General features: G+C 66.2%; 25 protein-coding genes. 13 read left to right on the top strand and 12 right to left on the bottom strand.

The window, feature by feature from the left end; translation table 11 throughout:
- Window positions 1-66: 66 nt before the first annotated feature.
- Genes H1D44_RS05680 through H1D44_RS05670 form a run of 3 tightly spaced genes read left to right on the top strand, consistent with a single transcriptional unit; the run spans window position 67 to window position 3,223 of the window.
- Window positions 67-939 carry a putative selenate ABC transporter substrate-binding protein gene (locus tag H1D44_RS05680; protein WP_181513867.1) on the top strand — a complete coding sequence of 291 codons (873 nt, stop codon included), beginning with the start codon at window positions 67-69 and terminating at the stop codon, window positions 937-939.
- Complete coding sequence (locus H1D44_RS05675) at window positions 939-1,703, top strand: ATP-binding cassette domain-containing protein (RefSeq protein WP_181513866.1); 765 nt, start codon at window positions 939-941, stop codon at window positions 1,701-1,703. Before H1D44_RS05680 ends, H1D44_RS05675 begins: the two co-directional genes overlap by 1 nt.
- Window positions 1,700-3,223 carry a PhnE/PtxC family ABC transporter permease gene (locus tag H1D44_RS05670; protein ID WP_220127995.1) on the top strand — a complete coding sequence of 508 codons (1,524 nt, stop codon included), beginning with the start codon at window positions 1,700-1,702 and terminating at the stop codon, window positions 3,221-3,223. Before H1D44_RS05675 ends, H1D44_RS05670 begins: the two co-directional genes overlap by 4 nt.
- A 48-nt stretch (window positions 3,224-3,271) precedes the next feature.
- Here the strand turns inward: H1D44_RS05670 and H1D44_RS05665 are convergent, their stop codons facing one another.
- Window positions 3,272-3,646, bottom strand: a complete 375-nt coding sequence (locus tag H1D44_RS05665; protein ID WP_181513865.1) for a RidA family protein — start codon at window positions 3,644-3,646, stop codon at window positions 3,272-3,274.
- Between the two features lie 234 nt (window positions 3,647-3,880).
- On the opposite strand from H1D44_RS05665, the gene modA reads away from it, so the two are divergent.
- Genes modA through modC form a run of 3 tightly spaced genes read left to right on the top strand, consistent with a single transcriptional unit; the run spans window position 3,881 to window position 6,426 of the window.
- Entirely contained in the window at window positions 3,881-4,660 is a 780-nt protein-coding gene (gene modA, locus H1D44_RS05660) for a molybdate ABC transporter substrate-binding protein (RefSeq protein ID WP_181513864.1), read from the top strand.
- A gap of 6 nt (window positions 4,661-4,666) precedes the next feature.
- A complete protein-coding gene (gene modB, locus H1D44_RS05655) occupies window positions 4,667-5,365 on the top strand; it encodes a molybdate ABC transporter permease subunit (RefSeq protein ID WP_181513863.1) in 699 nt (232 codons plus the stop codon).
- Window positions 5,362-6,426 carry a molybdenum ABC transporter ATP-binding protein gene (modC, locus tag H1D44_RS05650; protein WP_181513862.1) on the top strand — a complete coding sequence of 355 codons (1,065 nt, stop codon included), beginning with the start codon at window positions 5,362-5,364 and terminating at the stop codon, window positions 6,424-6,426. The genes modB and modC overlap by 4 nt, the downstream gene beginning before the upstream one ends.
- 39 nt (window positions 6,427-6,465) lie before the next feature.
- Here modC and H1D44_RS05645 read toward each other — a convergent pair whose 3' ends face one another.
- The 7 genes from H1D44_RS05645 to H1D44_RS05615 all read right to left on the bottom strand — a co-directional run bounded on the left by H1D44_RS05645 (window position 6,466) and on the right by H1D44_RS05615 (window position 13,813).
- Window positions 6,466-6,834 carry a LysR family transcriptional regulator gene (locus tag H1D44_RS05645; RefSeq protein ID WP_181513861.1) on the bottom strand — a complete coding sequence of 123 codons (369 nt, stop codon included), beginning with the start codon at window positions 6,832-6,834 and terminating at the stop codon, window positions 6,466-6,468.
- A 114-nt stretch (window positions 6,835-6,948) separates the two neighbouring features.
- The gene (locus H1D44_RS05640; RefSeq protein WP_181513860.1) at window positions 6,949-7,803 is read right to left on the bottom strand and encodes a universal stress protein; all 855 of its coding nucleotides are present in this window, start codon (window positions 7,801-7,803) and stop codon (window positions 6,949-6,951) included.
- 18 nt (window positions 7,804-7,821) lie between these two features.
- On the bottom strand, window positions 7,822-9,312 hold the full coding sequence (locus H1D44_RS05635; RefSeq protein ID WP_181513859.1) for a SulP family inorganic anion transporter: 1,491 nt from the start codon (window positions 9,310-9,312) through the stop codon (window positions 7,822-7,824).
- Between the two features lie 346 nt (window positions 9,313-9,658).
- A complete protein-coding gene (locus H1D44_RS05630) occupies window positions 9,659-10,555 on the bottom strand; it encodes a DMT family transporter (protein WP_181513858.1) in 897 nt (298 codons plus the stop codon).
- Between the two features lie 65 nt (window positions 10,556-10,620).
- Entirely contained in the window at window positions 10,621-11,421 is an 801-nt protein-coding gene (locus H1D44_RS05625; RefSeq protein WP_181513857.1) for a slipin family protein, read from the bottom strand.
- Window positions 11,422-11,472: 51 nt separating this feature from the next.
- Window positions 11,473-12,969, bottom strand: coding sequence for an NfeD family protein (locus H1D44_RS05620; RefSeq protein ID WP_181513856.1), 1,497 nt, complete (start codon window positions 12,967-12,969; stop codon window positions 11,473-11,475).
- Between the two features lie 166 nt (window positions 12,970-13,135).
- Complete coding sequence (locus tag H1D44_RS05615) at window positions 13,136-13,813, bottom strand: hypothetical protein (protein WP_181513855.1); 678 nt, start codon at window positions 13,811-13,813, stop codon at window positions 13,136-13,138.
- A 229-nt stretch (window positions 13,814-14,042) separates the two neighbouring features.
- On the opposite strand from H1D44_RS05615, the gene H1D44_RS05610 reads away from it, so the two are divergent.
- The 3 genes from H1D44_RS05610 to H1D44_RS05600 are packed head-to-tail and all read left to right on the top strand — an operon-like array spanning window position 14,043 to window position 17,596.
- Entirely contained in the window at window positions 14,043-15,254 is a 1,212-nt protein-coding gene (locus H1D44_RS05610) for an ABC transporter substrate-binding protein (protein WP_181513854.1), read from the top strand.
- A gap of 15 nt (window positions 15,255-15,269) precedes the next feature.
- Complete coding sequence (locus H1D44_RS05605) at window positions 15,270-16,964, top strand: ABC transporter permease (protein ID WP_181513853.1); 1,695 nt, start codon at window positions 15,270-15,272, stop codon at window positions 16,962-16,964.
- A complete protein-coding gene (locus tag H1D44_RS05600) occupies window positions 16,961-17,596 on the top strand; it encodes an ATP-binding cassette domain-containing protein (protein WP_181513852.1) in 636 nt (211 codons plus the stop codon). The genes H1D44_RS05605 and H1D44_RS05600 overlap by 4 nt, the downstream gene beginning before the upstream one ends.
- Here H1D44_RS05600 and H1D44_RS05595 read toward each other — a convergent pair.
- The 3 genes from H1D44_RS05595 to H1D44_RS05585 form a co-directional block, all read right to left on the bottom strand.
- Complete coding sequence (locus tag H1D44_RS05595) at window positions 17,590-18,147, bottom strand: hypothetical protein (RefSeq protein WP_181513851.1); 558 nt, start codon at window positions 18,145-18,147, stop codon at window positions 17,590-17,592. The genes H1D44_RS05600 and H1D44_RS05595 overlap by 7 nt on opposite strands.
- A 99-nt stretch (window positions 18,148-18,246) precedes the next feature.
- On the bottom strand, window positions 18,247-18,528 hold the full coding sequence (locus H1D44_RS05590) for a hypothetical protein (protein WP_181513850.1): 282 nt from the start codon (window positions 18,526-18,528) through the stop codon (window positions 18,247-18,249).
- Between the two features lie 130 nt (window positions 18,529-18,658).
- Window positions 18,659-21,028 carry a PqqD family peptide modification chaperone gene (locus tag H1D44_RS05585; RefSeq protein WP_181513849.1) on the bottom strand — a complete coding sequence of 790 codons (2,370 nt, stop codon included), beginning with the start codon at window positions 21,026-21,028 and terminating at the stop codon, window positions 18,659-18,661.
- Window positions 21,029-21,285: 257 nt separating this feature from the next.
- Between H1D44_RS05585 and H1D44_RS05580 the strand changes: the two genes are divergently transcribed.
- From H1D44_RS05580 to H1D44_RS05565, 4 genes are all read left to right on the top strand, one after another.
- Window positions 21,286-22,242, top strand: coding sequence for a sulfurtransferase (locus H1D44_RS05580; RefSeq protein WP_181513848.1), 957 nt, complete (start codon window positions 21,286-21,288; stop codon window positions 22,240-22,242).
- Between the two features lie 100 nt (window positions 22,243-22,342).
- Entirely contained in the window at window positions 22,343-22,900 is a 558-nt protein-coding gene (locus tag H1D44_RS05575; protein WP_181513974.1) for a sigma-70 family RNA polymerase sigma factor, read from the top strand.
- Complete coding sequence (locus H1D44_RS05570; RefSeq protein WP_181513847.1) at window positions 22,897-23,100, top strand: zf-HC2 domain-containing protein; 204 nt, start codon at window positions 22,897-22,899, stop codon at window positions 23,098-23,100. Before H1D44_RS05575 ends, H1D44_RS05570 begins: the two co-directional genes overlap by 4 nt.
- 229 nt (window positions 23,101-23,329) lie before the next feature.
- Complete coding sequence (locus H1D44_RS05565) at window positions 23,330-23,701, top strand: DUF2934 domain-containing protein (RefSeq protein WP_181513846.1); 372 nt, start codon at window positions 23,330-23,332, stop codon at window positions 23,699-23,701.
- Between the two features lie 50 nt (window positions 23,702-23,751).
- Here the strand turns inward: H1D44_RS05565 and H1D44_RS05560 are convergent, their stop codons facing one another.
- The gene (locus H1D44_RS05560) at window positions 23,752-24,435 is read right to left on the bottom strand and encodes a haloacid dehalogenase type II (RefSeq protein ID WP_181513845.1); all 684 of its coding nucleotides are present in this window, start codon (window positions 24,433-24,435) and stop codon (window positions 23,752-23,754) included.
- Window positions 24,436-24,503: the final 68 nt, after the last annotated feature.

Here is a 24,503-nt window from a genome sequence, read left to right as displayed (position 1 = left end):
AGGGTTGTCAGGGCGCCGCGACGGCACAACAATAGCGGCTCCCCTGTTCTCGCCTCGAGGCCCCCGATGCAACGGATCGCACATTCTGCCATTCCCCTCTCCGCCCTTGCCTTCGCCCTGTTCGCGCAGGGTGCCGCCGCCGAGACCTTCCGCTTCACCGCCATACCCGACGAGGATCAGGCGCGCCTGGTCGAGCGCTTCGGCAAGGTGGCCGACTACCTCGAGGAGCGCCTCGGGGTCGAGGTGGAGTACGTGCCGGTGAAGTCCTACAGCGCCGCAGTCACCGCCTTTCGCAACGATCAGGTTCAGCTGGCCTGGTTCGGCGGACTCTCCGGCGTGCAGGCGCGGCGCCTGGTACCGGGCTCCCAGGCGCTGGCCCAGGGCAGCGAGGACGATGCCTTCATGAGCTATTTCATCGCTCACGAGTCCACCGGCCTCGAGCGCGCCGACGAGCTGCCCGACGAACTGGAAGGCATGAGCCTCACCTTCGGCTCGCGCACCTCCACGTCCGGACGCCTGATGCCGGAGCACTTCTTCCGTGAGCGCTTCGACGACGTCGACCCGGAGCGCTTCTTCGCCCGCGTCGGCTACTCCGGCGATCACTCGCGCACCATCGCCCTGGTCGAGGCCGGCACCTACGACATCGGCGCGGTCAACTACACGGTGTGGGACGCCGCCGTCGAGGATGGCCGGGTCAATACCGACCAGGTTCGAGTGATCTGGGCCACGCCAACCTACCCCGATTACAACTGGACCCTGCGCGGCGACGCCGACGAGCGCTTCGGCGAAGGCTTCACCGAGCAGGTGCGGGCCGCCTTCCTCGAGATGGACGACCCGGAGCTGCTCGCCTCCTTCCCCCGTGAGGCGTTCATTCCCGCCGACAACGACCTCTACGCCCCCATCGAGGAGGTGGCCGAAGAGCTCGGCCTGCTGCGCTGATGGAGGGCGAGCAACGGCGCCTGCTGGTTCGCTTCGAGGGCGAGGATCTCGGTCACGGCGCGCATGTCGTGCTGCCGCGCCTGAGCCTTGCCCTGCACCAGGGCGAGCGGATCGCCCTGCTCGGCCAGAGCGGCGCCGGCAAGTCGACGCTGCTCGCTGAGCTGCGCCGCCGGCTGGGGGGAGAGGCGGCCTGGTGTCCCCAGCACCATGGCCTGGTGCCGCAGCTCGCCGTCTATCACAACGTCTTCATGGGGCGCCTGCCGGAATATTCGGCGCTGGCCAATCTGTGGAACCTGGTGCGCCCGCTGCGCGGGCCATGGCGGGAAGTGGCCGCGCTGTGCGACGAACTGGGCCTGACCGGCCTGATGCGCCGCCCGGTGGGCGAGCTTTCCGGCGGCCAGCGCCAGCGGGTGGCCATCGCCCGCGCCCTGTATCAGGCCCGTCCGCTGTTCCTGGGTGACGAACCGGTGGCCAGCGTCGATCCTCACCAGGCGCTAAGGCTGCTGGACCTGATCGACTCCCGCCACACCACCTCGGTAGTGGCGCTGCACCAGCGCGAGCTGGCGCTCTCCCACTTCGACCGGGTGTGGGGGCTGCGCGACGGCCGCCTGGCGATCGATGCCCGCGCCGACGAGCTCAGCCTGGCCGAGCTCGATGCGCTCTATCCCGATGCCGCGGAACCGGCCGGCAGCCCACCGCCCGGCAACGACGGCGCGCCGCTGCCCAGCCCCGAGGCGCTGCCCTGCGCCCGAGGACGGCCATGAGCGACGGCCTGGTCGACAGCCGTCCGCCCTCGGCACGCAACTGGTGGCGCGGCGGCTCCCCCGGCCTGCGCCTGGCCCGTCACAGCCTGGGCCTGGTGGCGCTTGCCGTGCTGCTGGTGCCCTTCGCCGACCTGGCCATTCACACCCGCGACCCCTGGGGCGAACTCGGGCGCATGGCCGCCGGGCTGGCCTGGCCCGCCTGGGGTGCGCTGGAATCGCCCTTCACTGCCTTGGGCCTGACCGTGGCGGTGGCCCTGTGGGGCACCCTGGCCGGGGTGGTGCTGGGCTTTCCCCTGGCGCTGCTGTTCGCCCGCTCGCGCCTGGTGCGCGCCGGCTGCGCCTTCGTGCGCGCCATTCACGAACTGTTCTGGGCGCTGCTGTTCCTGCAGGTGTTCGGCCTCTCGGCGCTCACCGCCCTGGCGGCGCTGGCGATTCCCTATGCCGGTATCTTCGCCAAGGTCTATGCCGAGATCCTCGAGCAGACGCCGCGCGCCCCGCGCGACGCCCTGCCACCCGGCAGCGGGCGGCTGGCGCGTTTCGTCTATGCCGAGCTGCCGCTGGCCTGGTCCCAGCTCGCCGCCTATACCCGCTACCGCTTCGAGTGCGGCCTGCGCGCCAGCGTGCTGCTCGGCTTCGTCGGGCTGCCGACCCTGGGCTTCCATCTCGAGACCGCCTTCCGCGAGGGGCGCTACCACGAGGCCGGAGCGCTGATGTGGCTGTTCTACCTGCTGATCGCCAGCCTACCGTGGTGGGACCACAAGCGCTTGATCCCGCTGCTGCTGGTGGGCGGTGCCTGGCTGCTGGGGCCGTGGCCAAGCGTCGACGGCGCGCTGCTGTGGCGCTTCGTCGCCGAGGATATCTGGCCCGCGGCACTGCTGGCCGGCGACTGGGCAGGAGTGCTCGAATGGCTGGCACGCATTCCCTCGCTGGGGCCGGCCATCGGCAATACCCTGCTGCTGGGTCTGCTCGGCACCGTGGGGGCGCTGGCCGTGGCGCTGCTCCTGTGGCCGCTGGCCAGCCGGCACTTCGGCAATCGCGGCACACGCCTGGCCGGCCACGGCGTGCTGATCTTCCTGCGCTCGACGCCGGAGCTGATGCTGGCGTTCGTCTTCCTGCTGCTGCTCGGCCCTTCGCTGCTGCCCGCCTGGCTGGCCCTGGCGCTGCACAACGGCGCCCTGATCGCCTTTTTGGTGGCACGCCACGCCGATGCCATCAAGCCCGGCATGCCGGGCCTGCCGGCCAGCGGACGCCTGGCCTACGAGCTGCTGCCGCGGGTCTACCCCGGGCTGCTGGCGCTGCTCTACTATCGCGCCGAGGTGATCCTGCGCGAAACGGCGATACTGGGCATGCTGGGGGTGGCCACGCTGGGCTTCTACATCGAGGAGGGCTTCGACTACCTGATGTTCGACGTGGCCTTCTTCCTGCTGCTGGTCACCGCCGCGCTCAACATTGCCGTGGACGCCCTCTCGCGGCGGCTGCGGCCGCGAGAGGCGCCCTTGGACGATCCCTGCATTCGTTAGGAAACCACCGAGGTTCTGCTGCGCTCGCCAAGAACCTCGACGGCTTCCTCAGTAGGAATAGTCGCCACCGACAACAGCCGCGGTGACGGTGATCTCCACCTTGAGCTCGTCGGCGGGCATGGGGGCGCAGACGCAGGTGCGCGCCGGGGCGTGACCGGTGGGCACCCAGGCGTCCCACACCGCGTTCATGGCGGCAAAGTCATGGCCATCCTTGAGGTAGATCGTTGCAGTCAGCAGGTGCTCGCGATCGGAGCCGATCTCGGCCAACAGCGCATCCACCCGCGCCAGCATGCTTTCGGTTTGCTTGGTGATGTCGCCGTGGCGGGCTTCGGGGCCGGCCACCTGACCGCAGAGGTAGGCGATACCGCCATGGATGACGGCGCGGCTCATGCGCGCCTTGGTGTCGTGACGGACGATGGTCATGGGCTGTCTCCGCTGGCTTGGTGGGCAGGAATTCCTGCCCGTTGAATCCGGCCCGACAGTATCCCCAGTTCAGCTCGTGCCGTCGATACATGGCGGAGGGTGAGTACCTCCTCGGCGATATGGTGAAGCCCTCGTTATGTATGGCAGTATACGACGAGTCGCTGTTTCAGTCCGGATACAACGACCACGACCTGGCCAAACCGTGCCTCACTTGCAGCAGCCTGGAGACTGTTCATGCCCCCTTTCGTCAAACGTCTGCTGGTAGGTGTGGCTATTCTCATGACGAGCCTCGGACTGGCTACGGCCCAGGCCAGCCCGCAACCGGTACGCATCGCGGCCGCCTCGGACCTGCGCTTCGCCATGGACGAGATCCTGGAGAACTTCAGCGCCGATCACCCGGATCATCCCGTGGAGGTGGTCTACGGCTCCTCGGGACGCTTTCGCAGCCAGATCGAGCATGGCGCTCCCTTCGATCTTTTCTTCTCGGCAGACATTGCCTACCCCCTGGCACTCAAGGAGGCCGGCCATGCCGCCGGCAAGGTGATCCCCTACGCCGAGGGCCGTATCGTGATATGGAGCGACGGGGTCGACGCCTCGGCGCTGACCCTGGAGGACCTCGCCGACGAGCGCTTTCGCCGCATCGCCATCGCCAACCCCCGCCACGCGCCCTACGGCGACCGGGCCCAGGAGGCCCTGCGTGCCAGCGACCGGTGGGAAGCGCTGGAGCGCCGGCTGGTCTTTGGCGAGAACATCGCGCATACCATGCAGCTGGTGCAGAGCGGTGCGGCCGAGGTGGGCATCATCGCCCTGGCGCTGGTGCGCCATCCGGCGATACTCGACCAGGGCGGCTACCACTTGATCGACGACGCGCTTCACGCACCGCTCACCCAAGGCTTCATCATCACCCGCCGCGCCGCCGACAACTCCACCGCCCGGCTGTTCGCCGACTACATGGGCTCGGCGGAGGCACGTAACATCATGCACGCCTATGGCTTCGTGCTCCCCGATGAGTAAGACGCGATGACCTGGTTCGGCATCGGCGAGGCCGACTGGATCGCCCTGCAGCTCACCCTCCGCCTGGCCCTCATCAGCACCGCCCTGCTGCTGGTGCTGTGCCTGCCCCTGGCCTGGTGGCTGGCCCATACCCGGCGCCGCATCAAGGTCGTGATCGAAGCCCTGGTGGCCCTACCGCTGGTATTGCCACCCACGGTGATCGGCTTCTACCTGCTCATCCTGCTCGGCCCCCGCGGCGCCGTGGGCAGCACCCTGGAGCGCCTGGGAGCGAATCATCTGGCCTTCACTTTCACTGGCCTGGTGATCGGCTCGATGATCTATTCACTGCCCTTCGTGGTCCAGCCGCTGCAGAATGCCTTCCAGGGCATGGGGCGCCGCCCCCTGGAGGCAGCCGCCACCCTGCGCGCAGGGCCCTTTGACCGCCTGATATCGGTCGTGCTGCCGCTGTCGCGTCAGGGGCTGCTCACCGCGGCGGTACTCTCCTTCGCCCATACCCTGGGTGAGTTCGGGGTGCTGTTGATGATCGGCGGCGGCATTCCGGGCCAGACCCAGGTCGCCTCCATCGCCATCTACAGCCATGTGGAGGCCATGGACTACGCTTCAGCCCATCGCCTGTCGCTGTTCCTGATGCTGATGGCCTTCACCCTGCTGGTCTGCGTTTACGCCCTCAACAAACGCTTCAAGGTAGTGGGGGTGATGCCATGAGCGTAGCGGGCAGCTTTCGACTGACGCGCGACGACTTCTTACTGGAAGTCGAGCTGGAGCTCCCCGCGCGGGGAGTCACGGCGCTGTTCGGCCGTTCCGGCTCGGGAAAGACCACCCTGTTGCGCTGCTTGGCCGGACTCGAACGCAGCGAGGGCTGGCTGTCAGTCAGTGGCTGCCGCTGGCAGGATCGCGAGCACTTCCTGCCAGTACACCGCCGCCCGCTTGGCTATGTGTTCCAGGAGGCGAGCCTGTTTCCCCATCTGCGGGTGCGCGATAACCTGCGCTTCGGCTATCGGCGGGTGCCCGCCGACCAGCGCCGGATCGATTTCGACGAGACGGTGCGACTGCTCGGTGTCGAGACGCTGCTCGAGCGCTACCCCCAGTCTCTCTCCGGCGGCCAGCGACAGCGAGTGGCGATTGCCCGGGCGCTGCTCGCCAGTCCCCGGCTGCTGTTGATGGACGAGCCAATGGCGTCGCTGGACGCCGCCAGCAAAGCCGAGATCCTGCCCTATCTCGAGCACTTGTACACCCACCTGGAGATCCCCGTCGTCTATGTCAGCCACGCCCTGGAAGAGGTGGCCCGGCTGGCAGACCATATGGTGCTGATGGAGGCAGGCCGGGTGCTGGCCACAGGTCCACTGCATGAACTACTGATCCGTAGCGATCTGCCGCTGTCGCATGCCGACAATGCCGCCGCGGTGCTGGAGGCACGCGTCGCGGGCCACGATGCCGAGCAGCAGCTGGTCATGCTGGAGTGCGATGGTGGTCAGCTGAGGGTTTCATGTCCTCCGGCTCAGGCGGGCAAGCGGCTGAGGCTCAGCGTCAAGGCCAGTGACGTGGTCATCTCTCTCGCACCACCTCAGGATTCCAGCGTGCTCAATTGCCTGCCAGCAAGAGTCAGTGAGATTGCCGATGACCCCCACCCTGGCCATGTGCTGGTGCAACTGACGGTCGGCAGCCAGGCATTGATTGCCCGTATACCCCGGGAGGCGTCACGGCGCATGGCACTGCACTCGGGCATGAGCGTATATGCCCAGCTCAGGGGCACGGCCCTGGCGTGAAGAAGCATCAGGCAAGTATAGAAAGGTGGGGGGAGCGCCTTACCCGGACGGCGGGGTGGAAGCCAGCAGCGAGGAGAACGCCATCATCTCATCGGCCACTGCTTCATTGGCGATACGTTGCATGCGCTGGTAGCGCTCCAATACCTCCAGTCCGAGCGAGGTGATACTGGCCCCGCCACCCCCCTTGCCCCCGGTTGCCGTATTGACCAGAGGCTCCTTGAAGCACTGGTTCATGGTGTCGACCAGCAGCCAGGCTCTCCGGTAGCTCATGCCCATCTGCCGGGCGGCCGCGGAGATCGAACCGGTGTCGGCGATGGCTTCGAGCAGCTGCACCTTACCCGGGCCGATGGCGATGGCGGGGCCCAACTGGATGCGCAGGCGGGGAACGGTCGGATCATGGGCGGCCACGGTGCGCCTCCTTGGACAGCGTCAGCAGGATGTTAGCACGCCCTGCGGCATTCGCCTCCCCGGCTCTTCACTCCACAGCGCGTGACCGGATCACGGAGAGCCCCGCCCTGCGGCTCAGCGCAGCAGCAATACCGGCACGCTGGCCCGGCGCAACATGGCGGTGGTGGTGCTGCCCACCAGCAGGTGGCGGATGCGCGAGTGGCCATAGGCGCCCATCACCAGCAGGTCGATGGCGTGCTCCTCCTTGTAGGCACGCAGGGTCTCTTCCACCTCGCCGGTGCGAATCGCCCCTTCGGCTTCGTGGCCGGCTTCGCGCAGCGTGGCCAGCGCCCACTCCAACTGCGCCCGGTTGTCACCGGTCTCGGCCCCGACGATCACCACGTGAAGCGGAATGCCGTCGAACAGCGGGCTTCTGGCCAGCATCTCGACGCCCTTACGGGTGGTCTTGCTGCCATCGAAGGCGAGCATCACCCGCTGGGGTTGGGTGAAGGTCTCCGGCACCATCAGGATCGGCCTATGCAGCGTGCGCACCACCCGCTCCAGGTTGGAGCCCAGGTGCTCGCTGGCCTGGTGGGCGGTCTCGCCGCGCTTGCCCAGCACCAGCAAGCGAATCTCGCTCTGCAGCTCGTCGAGAGTTTCCACCAGGGTGCCGTTGCGCTGGCGGGTGGCGGGCTCGCTCACGCCACCCTCGATGGCGCGCTCCTTGGCCGCCTTGAGCATCAGCCGACCCTGCTCCTGAGCCACCTTGGCGCGATGCTCGTCGAGCTGAGCGAGCTCCTCTAGCAGATGTTCACGGGAGCCCAACCCAATATGGCCGGAGAGGTCCGCTTCGGCGGTCTGGGGGTGGTTGTCCACCACGTGCAGGAAGGTGAGCGGCGCCCCGAGCGCCTGGCTGGCCCAGGCGGCGTAGTCGCACACCCCGGTGGAGAACTGCGAGCCGTCGATGGCGGCCATTACCTGTTCGGTCATGTCTTGCTCCTCGTTTCCTTAGTGTCCGCCCATCAACTTATCCACCGCCGCCGGATCATCGTGGATGGCATGGCGGTCGACGATGGTGGCACTGGCCTCGTTGAGCCCGATCAGCTCCACCTCGGTGCCCTCACGACGAAACTTGATCACCACCCTGTCCAATGCCTGTACCGCTGTGATATCCCAGAAGTGGGCGCGGGAGAGGTCGATGGTGACCTTCTCCACCGTCTCCTTGAAGTCGAAGGCGCTGCCGAAGCGCTCGGAGGAGGCGAAGAACACCTGCCCCACCACACGGTAGATTCGGTGGCTGCCAGCATCAGCTTCCTCGGAGCCGATATACAGGATATTGCCCACCTTGTTGGCAAAAAACATTGCCGCCAGCAGCACACCGACGAACACGCCGATGGCCAGATTGTGGGTCCCCACGGTAACCGCCACGGTGGCAAGCATGACGACATTGGTACTCGGCGGATACTTCTTCAGGTCGCGAATCGAGGCCCAACTGAAGGTACCGATGGAGACCATGATCATCACCGCCACCAGCGCGGCCATGGGAATCAGCGACACCCAGTCGGAAAGGAACACCACCAGGATCAGTAGCAGCACACCGGCCACCAGCGTCGAGAGCCGCCCGCGCCCGCCCGACTTCACGTTGATCACCGACTGGCCGATCATCGCGCAGCCGGCCATGCCGCCCAGCAGGCCGGAGCCGATGTTGGCGATACCCTGCCCCTTGCACTCGCGGTTCTTGTCGCTCGGGGTATCGGTCAAGTCATCGACGATGGTGGCAGTCATCATCGACTCCAGCAGCCCCACCACGGCGAGCATCACCGAGTAGGGCAGGATGATCCACAGCGTGTCGAGGGTCAGCGGCACGTCGGGCCACAGGAACACCGGCAGGGTATCGGGAAGCTCACCCATGTCGCCAACGGTGCGAATCTCCATGCCGGAGAGCAGGTAAACAGCGGTCAGCACCACGATGCATACCAGCGGCGATGGAATCGACTTGCCCACCCTGGGCAGGTAGGGAAACAGGTAAATGATCGCCAGGCCGGCCACGGTCATGGCGTAGACGTGCCAGGTCACCCCGGTCAGTTCAGGCAACTGCGCCATGAAGATCAGGATGGCCAGGGCGTTGACGAAGCCGGTGACCACCGAGCGCGAGACGAAACGCATCAGCTCGGCCAGTTTCAGGTAGCCGGCCACGATCTGCAGCACCCCGGTGAGCAGGGTGGCGGCGAGCAGGTACTCGAGGCCATGTTCGCGCACCAGGGTGACCATCAGCAGCGCCATGGCACCGGTGGCAGCGGAGATCATCCCAGGTCGACCGCCGGTGAAGGCGATGATCACGGCGATACAGAAGGAGGCGTAGAGGCCGACCTTGGGGTCGACGCCGGCGATGATGGAGAAGGCGATTGCCTCGGGAATCAGGGCCAATGCGACCACAATGCCGGCGAGGGTATCGCCCTTGATGTTGGAGAACCATTCTTGCTTGGTGGATCGGAACATGCTTCGGTCCAGTCTGTGAGTCGTCATGCCAACCGGCGCATAGCGGCTGGCGTCAGGTGCGATGACACATGTTTCCCATGGCGCGTCGAGAGGCGCGACCCAGGGGAGCACTGCGAATCGATGAGATAGGGGCAAGCGGCCCGGGACATCGGCAGATGTCGAGCGGTGGCGTGCCGATGGCGGCAGCACCCGAGAGGAGAAAAGCGTTAGGGCGGCGTGACCAGCCCTGTGGAAGAATTCAGCACGTTGCGTTGCATCCGTGGTCGGTTGAGCGAGGCAAAGACGGTATGCCCCGAAACGAGCGGCGCATTCTATCAGTTCCGATATTACGCTGCACCCTGAGCCATTAGATCTGAGCCCTCAGGCGCCGCTCCAGCCGACGTTCGTACAACCCCTTGGCCAGCAGCGTGCCCAGCACCAGGCCGCCGCCCAGCAGGGCAATGGGCGCCGGCTGCTCGGCCAGGAGCCACCACACCCACAGCGTGCCCACCACCACTTCCATCAGCATCAGCAGCCCCACCTCGGCGGCGGGGAGATAGAGCGGCCCCCGCTGAATCAGGGTGAAGCCCAGCGGCAGTAGCACCAGGCACAGCAGTATCAGCAACAGCAGGCTATCGACCGGCGGCAGCGCGATGCCTCCCCCGGCCAGGCCGAGCAGCCCCGCTGTGGCAGCCACGATCAGCCCCGATAGCGTGAGCATCGGACTCATGTCGACCCCGGGACGGGTACGGCACAGGGTGAAGTTGGCCGCCAGCGCCGTGGCCGCCAGCAGGGCAAAGCCGTTACCCAACCACGAGCCGCTGCCGGCATCGTCGAGCACGATCAGAGAAGTGCCGAACAGGCAGATCCAGATGGCAAACCATGTGCGCCGGGGCAGCCGCTCGCCGAGGAACAGCCGTGACAGCAGGGCGGCGATCAGTGGCGCCCCGGCCAGAATCATCAGCACGTTGCCGCCCTTGGTGTACTGGTTGCCGAGCACGAAGCCATAGGTGGAGAGGCTGAACAGCACGGCCACGCCGATCCCTGTCCAGCCGCAGCGACGATAGGCCGCCACGGTGCCGGCACCGTGGCGGGCCAGCATGATGAGGAGAAAACCCAACGCGGTGAGCAGTCCGCGCCACAGCAGGATCTCGCTGTCGGGCAGACCGATCAGCTTGATCAACAGGGCGTCGGGGGAAATGATCAGTGCACCGCCGCCGGTCAGCAGCAGCCCCTGCTGGCGGTGCGAAAGGGAGTGGATCAAGGCGACCTCGAGTTCCGTCGGATCGCCTCAGCATGCCACGTCCAGGCGGACGTGGCACGCTTCGCTCAGCCCTCTCCGGGGTCGCTTGGGCGCGTGGCGTTGGTCTTGGCCTGGGCGGTGGACGCCTGCATGTGCCGGAACGCCTCCATGATGTCCATCGGCAGCGGGAAGACGATGGTCGAGGCGTTCTTGTTGCTCATGTCGCTCATGGTCTGCAGATAGCGCAGCTGCAGCGCGGCGGAGTTCTCGGCCATGACGTTGGCCGCTTCGACCAGCTTCTGCGAGGCCTGCAGCTCACCTTCGGCGTGGATCACCTTGGCGCGCCGCTCACGTTCGGCCTCGGCCTGGCGGGCAATGGCACGGATCATGCTCTCGTTGAGGTCGACGTGCTTGATCTCGACGTTGGCCACCTTGATGCCCCACTCCTCGGTCTGGGCGTCGATGATCTCCTGGATGTCGTCGTTGAGCTTGTCGCGCTCGGAGAGCATCTCGTCGAGATCGTGCTTGCCGAGCACCGAACGCAGCGTGGTCTGGGCCAGCTGGCTGGTGGCCACGGCGAAGTTCTCGACCTGGATGATCGCCTTCTCGGGATCGACCACGCGAAAATAGAGCACCGCATTGACCTTCACCGTGACGTTGTCCTGGGAGATGACGTCCTGCTCCGGCACGTCCATGGTGATCACGCGCAGGTCCACCACGCTCATCTGCTGAATGCCGGGAATGACGATGATCAACCCCGGTCCCTTTACCGACTGGAAGCGACCGAGGAAGAAGATCACGCCGCGCTTGTACTCCGGCAGAATGCGGATCGACGCGGCGATCAGCATGAACAGCAGGACGACCGGAATGAGATATTCGAGCATCATGAGAACTCTCCTTGATGTGTGTTGCACTTGGACTCGATGAATTCCATTGCATTACCGCGCTGCTCGTTGCAGGGGCTCGACTTCCAGGGTGAGGCCATCGACCGCTACCACCCGAACTTCATCTCCACGCCTGAGGGCAACCGAACTGCGTGAATTCCACCGCTCCCCCCGCATCCGCACGTGCCCTTCATGCTGAAAGTCTTCCAGGGCAACGCCGTGGCAGCCGATCAGCTGCTCCTGGCCAGTGCGCGCCGGGCGGCGACGCAGGCCAGTGAAGCGAATCAACACCCACAGCATGAGCCCGGCCGCCACCAGTGCAACGCCGCCGATCATCGGCAATGAGACGGCAAGCTGATCGGTATCCATCAGCATCACCGAGCCAATCACGAAGGCCGTTATCCCGCCCATGCCGAGTATGCCAAAGCTTGGCATCAGCGCCTCGCCCACGATCAAGGCCAGTCCGACCAGCAGCAGTGCCAGACCAGCGTAGTTGATCGGCAGCAGCTGGAAGGCGAAGAGTGCAAGCAGCAGCGAGATGACACCAATGGTACCCGGCACCAGGGCGCCCGGATTGGAGAGTTCGAAGATCAGCCCGTAGAAGCCAATGATCATCAGGAAGTAGGCCACGTTGGGGTTGGTGATCACCTGCAGGAACTGGGTACGCCAGTCGGGATCGAAGCGCTCGATGGTGATGTCGGCGGTACTCAGGGTGCGTTCGCCGCGCTCCATGACCACCTCTCGACCGTCGATCTGCTCCAGCAGATCGTCGATGTCACTCGCTACCACGTCGATGACGTTGATTTCGAGCGCCTCGCGGGAGGTCAGGTTGACGGCTTCGCGTACCGCCTCCTCGGCCCAGTCGGCGTTGCGGCCATGGCGCTCGGCCAGCCCGCGAATGTAGTAGACGGCGTCTTCCAGTACCTTGCGCTCCATGGCGGTCTCGCCGCGCCGGCGCGTATCGGCGGGGGCGTCGCCTTCGGCCGCCTCGGCATCGTTTGTCTCATCCGCGTCCTGCTCCTCCTCGCCATTCTCCCGTGCGTTGCGCTCCTCGTTCGTCTCGTCCTCCCCGTTCGTCGCGTCCTCTTCTTCGTCGCGCTCGTCCATGCCGGGAAAGCCACCGCCCATCTGCACTGGCGTGGCCGAGCCCAGATGAGTCGCAGGGGCCATGGCAGCGACATGGCTGCCGTAGAGCAGATAGGTGCCGGCGCTGGCGGCACGGGCGCCGCTGGGGGAGACGTAGATGGCCACGGGCACCGGCGAGGTGAGCATGGAGCGGATCATGCTGCGCATGGTGGCATCGAGCCCGCCCGGGGTGTCCATCTGCACAACCACGAGTTCGGCATTGCGCTCGGCGGCGCGGCGCAGGCCGCGCTCGAAATAGTCACCGGTCGCCGGCCCGATGGCTCCCTCCACCGTCATTACCAGGGCGATCCGCTCGTTGTCCTGGGCATGGCTCTGCCAGGCCAGCAGACCGGCACCCGCCGCCAGACACAGCAGACTCGACCACAGCAAAAGGCGGGGAAACCAGGCGACACGGCGCATGCTCATGACACACTTACCTCGAGTCGTGATATGGGTATGCTTGTAAGACCCAGCAATAGTGATTCAGTTTCTACTGAATCAGGTTAGCAGGCCTACCCATCTGATGCCGAGTCGGTGATCCGTAGAGGAGCAGGAGACGACGCCTGCCTCCTGCTCCTGACGATGCATTGGATCACAAGCCGTGCGGTTCGCCGGCAAAACGCCGCTGCACCTCCACCATGTAGGCGGCAAGCGAGGTCAACTGCTCTCCGCCCCACTCCAGCGGCTCGGCGGCCATCGGTGCCACCATGCAGATCTGCGTCATCTCGTCGGCATGCACCTTGTCCATGCCGAACTGATCGCGGGCCATGGCCACTTCATGAGGGAAGGGCTGTTCGAAGGTGGCGCTGTAGCCCATGTCATTGCCGTCGCTACCGTGACAGGAGGCACAGGAAAGGCCGTTGGTGCTGAGCGAGGTGTCGTAATAGAGCTCCTCGCCACGGGCCAGGAGTTCAGGAGCGTTCTCGCCATCTTCGCTGTAGGCCGGCGAATATCCTTCGGGTCGCTGGACGTCGCTGACGTCGCCCTCAGCCTCGCCTTCCGCCTCACCCTCTGCTTCCGCCTCAGCTTCACCCTCTGCTTCGGCTTCGGCTTCGGCACCACCCTCGGCATGGGCACTGGCCAGCAGCCAGCTCTCCTCGCTCAGATCGGCCATTGCCGCCTTGCCCGCCTGGCTGAGCGACCCTTCGGCAGCCGCCTGCAAGGCAGCTCCCCCACCCACCGCCAGCATCAATACCGGCGCCGTATAGGCCAGCCGACGACTGAGGCGCCCCAGCAGCTGCCGTCTGTTGTCGTCATTGTTATATGACATGGTGACTACCTCCGTGATTTGACATGTCAGGGACGTCTCGCGAACGTCACCGCCGGTCGTCAGCGGTAGGGCTTGGTCGTCAATTTCGGCCCGGCCTTACAGGACTTGGCAGGTTGCCGCCAAAATGTGTAAGGATGACAGTCGTTTCGCGACTCTTCATGCATACCCGTCACGAGGGTCGTCACGCCCCATGGGCCATTCTCGTATCCCCCTATTGAGGAGTGAGTCGATGTCGTTCCGCCTGCTGCGCGTATTGCCACTGGCTGCCATGCTGGCCGTTCCGCTCCATACGGCCTCCGCCCAGCAGGAGTGGGAGAGCGTTCTCGACGAAGCCCGCGGCCAGAGCGTCTACTGGCACGCCTGGGCCGGCGATACGCGGGTCAACGACTATCTCGAATGGGTCAAGCGGCGAGTGCGGGACGAACACGAGATCGAGCTGGTGCACGTCAAGATCGACGATACCGGTGCCGCCGTCTCCCGCGTGCTGGCCGAGCGCAGCGCCAGCAATCACGACGACGGCAGCGTCGATCTGATCTGGCTCAACGGCGAGAACTTCGCCGCCATGAAAGAGAACGACCTGCTGTACGGCCCCTTTGCCGAGCGGCTACCCAACTTCGCGCTGACCTTTCCCGAACACAATCCCGAGGTGGTCACCGACTTCACGCTGCCCACGGAAGGCTATGAGTCGCCCTGGGGCAAGGCACAGATCACCTTCTATTACGACGCCGGCGAAGTCGGAGACGAGCCGCCGCGGAGCATGGCGCAGCTGCTCACCTGGGCCGAGGCCAACCCGGGACGCTTCACTTATCCCCGCATCCCCGACTTCCTCGGCAGCACCTTCCTCAAGCAGGCGCTCATTGCCCTGGCCGACGATGGCGACGCCCTCTATGAACCGGTGGCGCAGAGCGACTTCGAGGCAGTCACGGCGCCGCTGTGGGAGTATCTCGACGCCCTTCACCCCCATCTGTGGCGCAGCGGGCGGCAGTTCCCTGCCAATGGCCCCGAGCTGCGGCGCCTGATGGCCGACGGCGAAGTCGCGCTGGCCTTCACCTTCAACCCGGCGGAGCCGGCTGCCGCGGTGGCCGACTTCGAGCTGCCCGAGTCGACCCGCAGCTACGTGCTCGACGGCGGCACCCTGGGTAACGTGCACTTCGTTGCCATTCCATTCAACTCACCGCGCAGTGCCGCCGCCATGGTGGTGGCCGATTTCCTGCTCTCGCCCGAGGCCCAGGCGCGCAAGCAGGACATCTCGGTGTGGGGCGACCCCACCGTGCTCGACGTGGCACGCCTCGACGAGGAGCACCGCGCGCTTTTCGATCAGCACAGCGATCATCCTGCCCTGCTGCCACCGGAAGCCCTGGCCGAGACCCTGCCGGAGCCGCACCCGAGCTGGATGACGGCGCTGCAGGACGCCTGGCAGGCGCGCTACGTCGGGCGCTAGAGACAGTCGCTACCGATGCTGCGCCTGGCTCCATGGCTGATCGTCACCCTGCTGGTCGGCCCGATACTGGCCGGCCTGGCCATGGCGCTGCTGCCTGCGTTCGGCTACCTGCCGGCGCTGGGCGGCCATGGCTTCAGCCTGGACCCTTGGCGGCAGCTCCTGGCCCAGCCGGGCCTGGCCCGCTCGGTGGGGGTGAGTTTTACCAGCGGCCTGGTCACCACGGCCATCTCGCTGGCCGTGGTGGTGCTGTTTCTGGCCGGGGTGTCGGGCAGCCGGCTGGACCGATGGATCCGACGCCTGGTCGCGCCGCTGCTGTCGATCCCCCATGCCGCCGCGGCCTTCGGCCTGGCCTTCCTGATCGCGCCATCCGGCCTGCTGTCACGACTGGTCTCGCCGGGGCTCACCGGCTGGGAGCGTCCGCCGGACGTGCTCATCGTTCAGGATCCCTGGGGGCTCTCGCTGATGGCCGGGTTGATCATCAAGGAGATCCCCTTCCTGTTGCTGATGTGCCTTGCCGCCCTGCCCCAGATCGACCCGGAGCGGCGCGTGGCCATGGCCCGCTCGCTCGGCTATCGCCCGACCACTGCCTGGCTCAAGGTGGTGACCCCTTCGCTCTATCCGCTGATCCGGCTGCCGGTCTTTGCCGTCATCGCCTATGCCACGTCGGTAGTCGACGTGGCGCTGATTCTCGGCCCGACCCTGCCGCCGACGCTGGCGGTCTCGATTCTCGTCTGGTTCAACGATCCCGACCTGAGCCGGCGCTTCATGGCCTCGGCCGGCGCCGTGCTGCAGCTCGGCGTCACGGCCGCGGCGCTCATCGCCTGGTGGTGTCTGGAAAGACTGGTCGCTCGGCTGGGGCGGCAGTGGCTCGCCCGTGGCGGGCGCGGCAATGGCGACTCGCCGCTGCGCCTGGCGGGCAAGGGGCTGATCGGGCTGGCCACGCTTACCGCCTTCGCCGGCATCGCCGGCCTGGCACTGTATTCCGTTGCCGCCTTCTGGCGCTTTCCCGATGCCCTGCCGCAAGGCCTCACCGCAGCGCACTGGCTGCGCGCCCTACCCGCCCTTTCGGGGCCGGTCGCCACCACGGCGCTGATTGCCATCGGCGCCACGCTGATCGCCCTGGCGCTAACCCTGGCGGCCCTGGAGAACGAGCAGCGCACGGGCCGGCAGCCGGCACAGGGACGCCTGCTCTCGGCGCTGACGCTACTCTACCTGCCGCTGATCGTGCCGCAGATCGCCTTCCTGTTCGGGCTGGTGGTGGTGATGGAGTCGCTGGGCACGCGCCCCACCCATGCGCTGGTGATCTTCGGCCACCTGCTATTCGTGCTGCCCTATGTGTTCCTCTCCCTCGCGGAGAGCTACCGCCGCTTCGACCCACGCTGGTCGCAGCTGGCGCTGAGTCTCGGTACCTCGCGCAACGGCGCCTTCTGGCGGGTGCGACTGCCGATGCTGCTGGCGCCGATGCTCACCGCCGCCGCCGTGGGCCTGGCCGTCAGCATCGGCCAGTACCTGCCCACCCTGCTGCTGGGTGCCGGCCGTGTACCCACCGTGACCACCGAGGCGGTGTCGCTGGCCGCCGGTGGCAATCGTCGGGTGATCGGCGTATGGGCGATGGTTCAGGCCAGCCTGCCGCTGGTAGGCTTCATCATCGCCGTGGGCCTGCCACGGCTGCTGTGGGGCAATCGACGCGACATGAGGGGTTCACCATGAGCACAGGTCACCGCCTGGTGCTGGACGAAGTTCGCCTCGTCCTGGCAGGCAGCACACTGCTCGAACTCGATGCCGAGATCGGTCCCGGCGAGGTCTTCACCGTGATGGGACCGTCGGGTTCGGGCAAGTCGACCCTGCTGGCTTACCTGGCCGGCTTCCTGGCACCGGCCTTCCAGGCCAGCGGCCGGGTACTGCTCGACGATAGCGACATCACTCGACTGCCGGCGGAGCGCCGCGGTATCGGCCTGCTGTTTCAGGATCCGCTGCTGTTCCCGCATCTCTCGGTGGCCGGTAACCTGCGCTTCGGCATGCCCCGCGCCATGCCCGACAAGGCCGCAAGGGTCGAGACGGCGCTGGCGCAGGTCGGCCTGGCCGGGTTCGGGCCACGCGACCCGGCCACCCTCTCCGGCGGCCAGAAGGCCCGGGTGGCGCTGATGCGCCTGCTGCTTTCCGCGCCGCGGGCCGTACTGCTCGACGAACCCTTCTCGAAGCTCGACCGGCAGCTGCGCCACGACATGCGCCGACTGGTCTTCGACCGGCTGCGCGAGGCGGGGCTGCCCAGCCTGCTGGTGACCCACGACCGCGAGGATGCCGAGGACGCCGGCGGCAGGGTGATCGAGCTGGGTCAATGAGCCACTGCCAGAGAGCCCATGGCGTTGCGCCGCCAATGCCTCAGCGTCGAGGGATGCACGCCGAAATGCTCCGGTTGCGCCACGCCGAGACTCTCTGCCATCAACCCCAGCAGGGCCATGTGGTGTACCGTATGGCTGGTCAGAAACGCCAGCTCGCGTGTCAGGCTGGTGGCCAGCGACAGGCTCGAGCGGGCGCCCTCGACAGGGTATCGCACCCGCAGCGTAGCGGTGCGATATGTCCCCAGGCGCGGCAGTGCCGTACTGATCTCGGCAATTCGTACCGCGGCCGCAGCTGGTTCGGCCTCGAGCCGCTCGTCTCGCTGACGGGTTTCATAATCGATACTTCCCACACCGGCACCGGCCAGCAGCGCATCGTAGTGCTCGATGATATGGCGGACGTGCTTGCCCAGGCTCTGGCGCCCTGTCGGCCCAAAGGCATGACGATAGTCATGTGGTACCAGCCTCTCCAGAAGCTCCTGCAGTTGCGACAGGGCCAGTCGATTCTCCTCGATGAGGCAGTCGAAACAGGAAGTCTCTTGTCGTTCGCTCATGCGCCTTTTTCCTTCTTGAGTGGACGAGCCTCGCACCCCGGCTCCGTGCCGAATCGCTTCATGTAACCCGACACGGAGCACGCTGGTACCTGGAAATTTTCAGGTGCCTTCCGCCTCGGCTTCCGCTTCTCCTTCCGCTTCGCCCTCGGCCTCACCTTCCGCCTCGCCCTCGGCTTCCGCTTCAGGCTTCTCTTCATGTGCCTCGGCCAGCATCAGCGGTGCCTCCTGCCCACTGGTATAAGCCGGCTGCGTGCCGGATTCGTCGGCAACCGCCTGCAGCGCGACGCCACTGGCGACCAACGCCAGGGCGGGAGCTGCATAACCGAGACGGCGACTCAGCCGGCTCAACAGCGTGCGGCGCTTCTCCTCGTGTTCTGTCATATCCTCATCTCCTCAGGGGTCGTACTGGTAAAATCGGCACACGGCAAAGGGCCGCAATACCGCCTGCACACGAAGCGAACCCGGACGAGCCCGCCTCGACAGGTGGCTCACAGGGTGGGTCACCTGTTGCTCAGCTCCCGACCGCCAGCGAAGCAGCCGGGGTTGCCGGATGCGCATCGCGCTCCGGCGACGTCTCGAGCCAGGCACTCAACTGAGCGGCCATGCTTTCGCTGCCAACCGTCCAGCACTCTCTCCCGTCCAGCCAGCGATCCAGCCGCTGGACCGCTTCGGCCGCAAGAGGCTCGCCGTTCGCCGTACGGCAGCCCGGCAGCAGCGCCGCCAGGGCATCGAGCCGAGCCAGCCGGCTCGCAGGCGCAGCTGCGGACTCGGTGCCAGACACAACCAGCAGCGGCAATTCGCAGGACAGTACAGAGGGAGATGACATCGCGGCTGACACGGCACCCGGCCATGGCAGGCCGAGCGGCACCAAGCGTAGGCTCTCACCCTCCGGGACCAGCCTCACGCCGCGGGAAAGCCCACCCAGGGGCAGCTCCGCCAGGTCCACGAGCGCCGCCCTGGCCTGGCGATCGTCGGCAACGCACAGCGCGGCGCGGCCCGTCGGTGTCAACGCGAGGCAGGCATCGAGCACCGGCTGCCCAGGTCCCGCTGCCTGGCGCAGCAGAAACTCCGTCAGTGCCGGAACGATGGCCGGCAGGGTGAGGCGTGAGGCGATCAGCGTGTCGTCGGAGGCAAGGGCATAGCCCGCCGCTGCCTTCAACAGCGCCAGCCGCGGCAGTTCCTTGGCCGTCTCGGCCGAGAGCGGCAGTAGCCTGCCACCGAACCCCTCCCGCAAGCGATCCATGACCGCGCTGTCGACTACCTCGAGCGCCCAGCGCCGCTCCTCGTGCACCAGCAGCACCGTCCGGCGCGCCTCGCCGCTCGCCAACGGCTCGACGCTGTCTGCGTCGTGCTCCGCCAGTTGAGTGCCTTCCTCTCCCCGCTGGCACAGCAGACCCAGGCGGCACCACTCCGACAGCGTCGACCACACCTCACGACGCAACGCTTCGGCGTCGAGTTCGCCATCCTCCGTTCCAATTGCCGCACTCAGCGCATCGCATATGGCATCGGGCTCGAGGCCCTCGGTGGCCAGCAGCCAGATCAGCGAGGCGGAGTCGTTAGGGCGATAGAGACGACCGCTCCCGGCGTCGTAGAGAGCCAGCCGCCGGTCGTCGTAATACTCGCTGACGCGACGCCGCATGAGCCTGGGACGTGACACACGCCGGCCTGCCAGGGCATCGGCCAGTACCAGGTCCTGCTCGGCCGGCAGCGCGAAGTACGCCAGGTAGCGCTCCGGGTCGGCGGCAGGCAACAGGCGCCGGAAGCCACCGGCCCTGGCCAGCTCGCTCTCGGCTTCTGCCAGCACATCGGGCGCTTCGGCGGTATCTTCGTCAGCCAGGCCAGTCAACGCGATCAGGTCGCGTACCAGGTCGCCCTTGATCCGTTCTTCGATCAGCCCACCGCTTTCAGGCGCGGCACAGGTTCCCAGCGACGGGCTCAGGTTGCATTCGAGAATCCAGGGTTTGAGAGCGTCGTCGATCATGCAATCGAGCCCCAGCAGCTCGTAACAGCCGCGCGGATCGGCGCCCACGGCAGCGGTGCGGCTGCGCATGGCATCGACACCGGCGCTTGCCGTCAAGGCCACCAGATCCTCGATGCGAGCGAAGAGAGAGGCATCGTCGTGTCCTTGACCGCGCAGCCAGGTGCGATAGCGCTCGAGGTCGATGAACTCCACCGGCACCTCGGCGCTGGTGTTGAGCGCATTGATGTCGGGGTTGGTCAACTGGCTGTAGGGGTTGTCGGCATCGTCCGGGTCCCAGGGCTCGGAGGCGAGCTTGGCAAAGCCCTGGCGATAGAGGTACACCCGCATCGGCGCGAGTGAGGCGATCAGCACATAGAGCCGCAACACGTACTTATGCCCACGAATGGTATGCGGATGGTCGAGGTACTCCTGCACCAGCCAGTCGGGAGCGAGAGGCGCCTCGGCAACGTCGCGCAATACCCGTACTCCCTTGCCCTTGGAGGCATTGGTCGGCTTGAGGATCCAGCGCTGCGTGGGGTTGTCCCGAGCAGCCTGCTGCAGGGCGTGATAGTCCTGCGGCATGACATAGGCGCGTGGGAAGAAGTCCAGCCGAGCGGTCAGGGAGTGCCGTGCCCCGAAGCCATCGGCCATGCGCGCGCGCAGATCGGCCAGGCTCGCGTGCAGCCGGCTCTTGACGGTGAGCGCCGCATTGCCGGGAAAATGGTTGATTCGCCGCCGCGGCGAGACCCGGCGGAACTGAGCGGGCTCGGGCATGCCGGTCACCCAGGCGGCATCCCAGTGCCGCTCGTCGCCTTCCTCCCAACCTCGGGCTTCGAGGGCTTGGCGAAAGAATCGGTCCTGCTCGGCGGCCCGCTTGCCCGCCAGCCAGAAACGCCGCAGGGGTGGCTGCTGTTCCGTCATGCTCGCGATCTCCTCTGTCTTTGTTGTTGACGCATGGCCGCGACTTCCCACCGCTGTCAACGGCCAGCGAGATCGGCGGTCCGTGTGGACGGCCATGTCATTCGGGTTGTGTCGCGGCAAGCGCACCTTCCTTACAACCGCTCCGGTATTCGGTCATCAAAGCGGCCCGAATCGGCGGAAGGGATTCTCGACACAATGTTGCAGCCCTGTTGCCGCCGACCTAGTCTCCTTCCATGCCCAGCGAGAAGGACCGACCCATGCGAACTTCACTGATCCTGGCAGCGGGCGCGCTGGCGATGACCGGCACCGCCCAGGCCATGCACCCCGCCCCCCTGGTCGAGGCCGAGTGGCTGGAAGACCAGTTGAACAATGACGATCTCGTGGTGCTGGACGTGCGCTCCAGCATCGACGACGGCGGCGACCGCGCCGCCTTCGAGGCCGCCCGCATTCCCGGCAGCCGCTACAGCAACTATGCCGAAGAGGGTTGGCGCGAGGAGCGCGATGGCGTTGTCGGACTGATGCCGGAGGCAGACGATCTGGCGCAGCTGATCGGTGGCCTGGGCATCGCCAATGACGATACCGTGATCGTCGTGCCCGCCGGCACCGGCCCCACCGACTTCGCCAGCGCCACCCGGGTCTACTGGACCTTCAAGGCACTGGGCCATGACGAGGTGGCGATACTCAACGGCGGCTTCACCGGCTGGGAACAGCAGGGTTTCAAGACCGCCAGCGGCCCGGCCGACCCACCCGAGGCGACCACGTTCTCCGCAACGATGCGCGAGGAGCTGCTGGCAACCGACGAGCAAGTCGAAGCCTCGCAGCAGGCCGGCGAGCAGCTGGTGGACGCCCGCCCCGAGGGTTTCTATGCCGGCACCCGGCAGTCGCCCGACGTGCAAGTACCGGGCACCATCCCGGATGCGGTGAATCTGCCCCACGACGGAGCGCTGGTGAAACGCAACGGCGCCTGGTACCTGGAGCCCGACCGTTTGACGGAGGCGATCGACGCCCTGGCGCTGGACCATGAAGCTCGCACCGTTGCCTTCTGCAATACCGGCCATTGGGCCGCCAGCGGCTGGTTTCAGCTCAGCGAGGTAGGCGGCCTCGCTGACGTCACCATGTACGACGGCTCAATGGCGGCCTGGACCCGCGACGATTCTCGACCCGTGCATCTGGCCGGCCACGGCGTTCTGACCGTGGGGGAACTGGTAGACTGAACTGCACGGGGAAACAATAAGAACAATGAGCAACGCAATGCCAACGACTCCTGATCCTGCAGCGGACGATTCGCCACATCACGAGAAAACGCAAGACCGCATGCGCCGTCTGAGCGCCGTTCGTCCTAGGCTGCTCTCATTCGCTCGCCTGCATCTGAGAAACCATGCCACGGCGGAGGACGCAGTGCAGGATGCACTTGAAGCCGCCATCGAGAAGAGTGACAGCTTCTCCGGCCACTCCAGCTACGAAACCTGGGTCTTCGGCATCCTCAAGCACAAGATTCTCGACATCATGCGCACCCAGAAACGGCTCGGACAATGGCAGCCGTTGGAGGATGAGAACGACGATGACGCCATCGACCGCCAGTTCCAGCAGAGCGGTCAATGGCAGAGGGAAGCCCGCCCCGTCAGCTGGGGAGAACCCGAGGCGGTGTTCGAAAACGAGCGCTTCTGGCAGGTCTTCGATGCCTGCATGATCGTGCTTCCGGACACGCTGGCCCGTGTCTTTTCGCTTCGCGAACTGATGGGGCTCTCCACCGAGCAGATCTGCCAGGAGCTAGCGATCAAGGAGAGCAACTGCTGGGTCATCCTGCATCGCGCACGGCTGCGCCTGCGGAGCTGTATCGAGCAGGGCTGGCTGACGGGAGACGCCATATGATCATGTGTCGACGCGCCACGGAGCTGATGTCGCAACGCCTTGACCGACCGCTACGCTGGCCGGAGCGCCTGTCCCTGCGTTTTCATCTTTCCATGTGCGGAGCCTGCTATCAGTGCAATCGTCAATTCGAGCTGCTGCACCGCAGCGGCGAGGGGTTCGATCCTGACAGGAAAGTGCGCGATCCTGCCTCGACGCAGTAAGGGGCCGGCCTGCCCAGCCTACTGGCGCCCCATGATCGCGAGGACGCCGAGGACGCCGGGTGGCGGGTCATGAAACTCGCCCCGTGAAAACTCGATCGGTGATACTGCTTGCCAAAACGAGCTGGCCGATACCACCCTAAGGAGAGTGAGACCAAGGGGCCGGTCGGGATTGACTAGCGATATTCCAGCGGCTGCATTCCGCCTAGATGTCAGGGAAAGGAGAGCCAGGATGGCTGATGAACAGCGAGTTCAAGACGTCGCGCATGAGCTTTGGGAGCAGGATGGACACCCGCAAGGTCAGCATCAGCGATATCGAGAAATAGCCAGGGAGATCGTGGACGCAGAGGAGTCCGCTGAGAACGACACCAGCCCCGAAGAGGTGGGAGAGCGGGTTTCCGCAGAGCCGCCCATTCTGGAAGAGGGGTTACCGCTGGACGAAGAGGAGAGCATCATCGAGGAGAATCGGCTGCCGCTCGAAAACCCGGATGGCGAAGCCGAGGAAGACGAGATGCCCTACCGTGACGACAAGGCAGCAGGCAACGACGTACCGGTACAGGATCGCGGCAAACCGGGGCGCTACCCGCCAACGGAAGAGTCATAGCAGCGAAGCCTGGCACTTCATGCGCCGAACCGCCGATGCTGGCCTGTTTTCTACCCCAGCCGGTCCGCCAGAGCCTCCAGGTCGGTGACGGTCAGGTCCGGCTCGATACCCCAAGGGTCGAAGGGAGCATCCAGGCTGCGCCGCACCCAGGCGGCGTGCAGCCCAGCGTGGCGCGCACCGATCACGTCGAAAGGATTGCTCGAGATCAGCCAGGTGTCGCCCGAGGCGACGTCTAGGCGGTTGCGCAGGTGAGCGTAGACGGCGGGGTCAGGCTTGAAGCGCTTTACTTCATCGACGCTGATCACTGCCTCGAAGAGCTCGCGCAGCCCAGCCTGCACGAGCAGTTCGCTGACCGCATCGAAGGTGCCGTTGGAGAAGGCTACGCAGCGAATGCCGGCTTCCGCCAGCCGCGAAAGCGCCATGGAAGCCTCGGGAAAGGCCGGCAAGCGCGCATAGACCGTCATCAGATGGTCCTTGTCGACGTCGGAAAGCTGAGCCTGGAGGGCGCGGTCGATGAAATCCAGCGCCTCGCGGGTGCATTGGCCGAAAGGGACATAGGCGCCCATCAAGCCGCGACGGAAGCTGTACTCCAGCTGCTTGTCGCGCCAGCGACGCGAGAACTCCACCGCCAGCGCCCCCTTGCCGACCCGGCCGAGGCGCGCTTCCAGCTCGGTGACCACGCCATGGGTATCGATCAGGGTGCCGTAGACATCGAAGGCTAGAACCGTTGCCATCTGCTGCGCTCCTCGTTGCGTTTCGCCACACCACCAAGGATGGGGGCAGGTACGCCCGGGCTCAAGGC

It is taken from the genome of Billgrantia kenyensis (genome assembly GCF_013697085.1).
Lineage (GTDB): Bacteria > Pseudomonadota > Gammaproteobacteria > Pseudomonadales > Halomonadaceae > Halomonas > Halomonas kenyensis.
Note: the sequence above shows the minus strand (reverse complement) of the source record. Positions and strands in the feature narration are given on the sequence as shown.

Coding starts and splice junctions, on each gene's coding strand:
- H1D44_RS05680 (WP_181513867.1), top strand. CDS start 67: ATGCAACGGATCGCACATTCTGCCATTCCCCTCTCCGCCCTTGCCTTC.
- H1D44_RS05675 (WP_181513866.1), top strand. CDS start 939: ATGGAGGGCGAGCAACGGCGCCTGCTGGTTCGCTTCGAGGGCGAGGAT.
- H1D44_RS05670 (WP_220127995.1), top strand. CDS start 1,700: ATGAGCGACGGCCTGGTCGACAGCCGTCCGCCCTCGGCACGCAACTGG.
- H1D44_RS05665 (WP_181513865.1), bottom strand. CDS start 3,646: ATGACCATCGTCCGTCACGACACCAAGGCGCGCATGAGCCGCGCCGTC.
- modA (WP_181513864.1), top strand. CDS start 3,881: ATGCCCCCTTTCGTCAAACGTCTGCTGGTAGGTGTGGCTATTCTCATG.
- modB (WP_181513863.1), top strand. CDS start 4,667: ATGACCTGGTTCGGCATCGGCGAGGCCGACTGGATCGCCCTGCAGCTC.
- modC (WP_181513862.1), top strand. CDS start 5,362: ATGAGCGTAGCGGGCAGCTTTCGACTGACGCGCGACGACTTCTTACTG.
- H1D44_RS05640 (WP_181513860.1), bottom strand. CDS start 7,803: ATGACCGAACAGGTAATGGCCGCCATCGACGGCTCGCAGTTCTCCACC.
- H1D44_RS05635 (WP_181513859.1), bottom strand. CDS start 9,312: ATGTTCCGATCCACCAAGCAAGAATGGTTCTCCAACATCAAGGGCGAT.
- H1D44_RS05625 (WP_181513857.1), bottom strand. CDS start 11,421: ATGATGCTCGAATATCTCATTCCGGTCGTCCTGCTGTTCATGCTGATC.
- H1D44_RS05620 (WP_181513856.1), bottom strand. CDS start 12,969: ATGAGCATGCGCCGTGTCGCCTGGTTTCCCCGCCTTTTGCTGTGGTCG.
- H1D44_RS05615 (WP_181513855.1), bottom strand. CDS start 13,813: ATGTCATATAACAATGACGACAACAGACGGCAGCTGCTGGGGCGCCTC.
- H1D44_RS05610 (WP_181513854.1), top strand. CDS start 14,043: ATGTCGTTCCGCCTGCTGCGCGTATTGCCACTGGCTGCCATGCTGGCC.
- H1D44_RS05605 (WP_181513853.1), top strand. CDS start 15,270: ATGCTGCGCCTGGCTCCATGGCTGATCGTCACCCTGCTGGTCGGCCCG.
- H1D44_RS05600 (WP_181513852.1), top strand. CDS start 16,961: ATGAGCACAGGTCACCGCCTGGTGCTGGACGAAGTTCGCCTCGTCCTG.
- H1D44_RS05595 (WP_181513851.1), bottom strand. CDS start 18,147: ATGAGCGAACGACAAGAGACTTCCTGTTTCGACTGCCTCATCGAGGAG.
- H1D44_RS05590 (WP_181513850.1), bottom strand. CDS start 18,528: ATGACAGAACACGAGGAGAAGCGCCGCACGCTGTTGAGCCGGCTGAGT.
- H1D44_RS05585 (WP_181513849.1), bottom strand. CDS start 21,028: ATGACGGAACAGCAGCCACCCCTGCGGCGTTTCTGGCTGGCGGGCAAG.
- H1D44_RS05580 (WP_181513848.1), top strand. CDS start 21,286: ATGCGAACTTCACTGATCCTGGCAGCGGGCGCGCTGGCGATGACCGGC.
- H1D44_RS05575 (WP_181513974.1), top strand. CDS start 22,343: ATGCGCCGTCTGAGCGCCGTTCGTCCTAGGCTGCTCTCATTCGCTCGC.
- H1D44_RS05570 (WP_181513847.1), top strand. CDS start 22,897: ATGATCATGTGTCGACGCGCCACGGAGCTGATGTCGCAACGCCTTGAC.
- H1D44_RS05565 (WP_181513846.1), top strand. CDS start 23,330: ATGGCTGATGAACAGCGAGTTCAAGACGTCGCGCATGAGCTTTGGGAG.
- H1D44_RS05560 (WP_181513845.1), bottom strand. CDS start 24,435: ATGGCAACGGTTCTAGCCTTCGATGTCTACGGCACCCTGATCGATACC.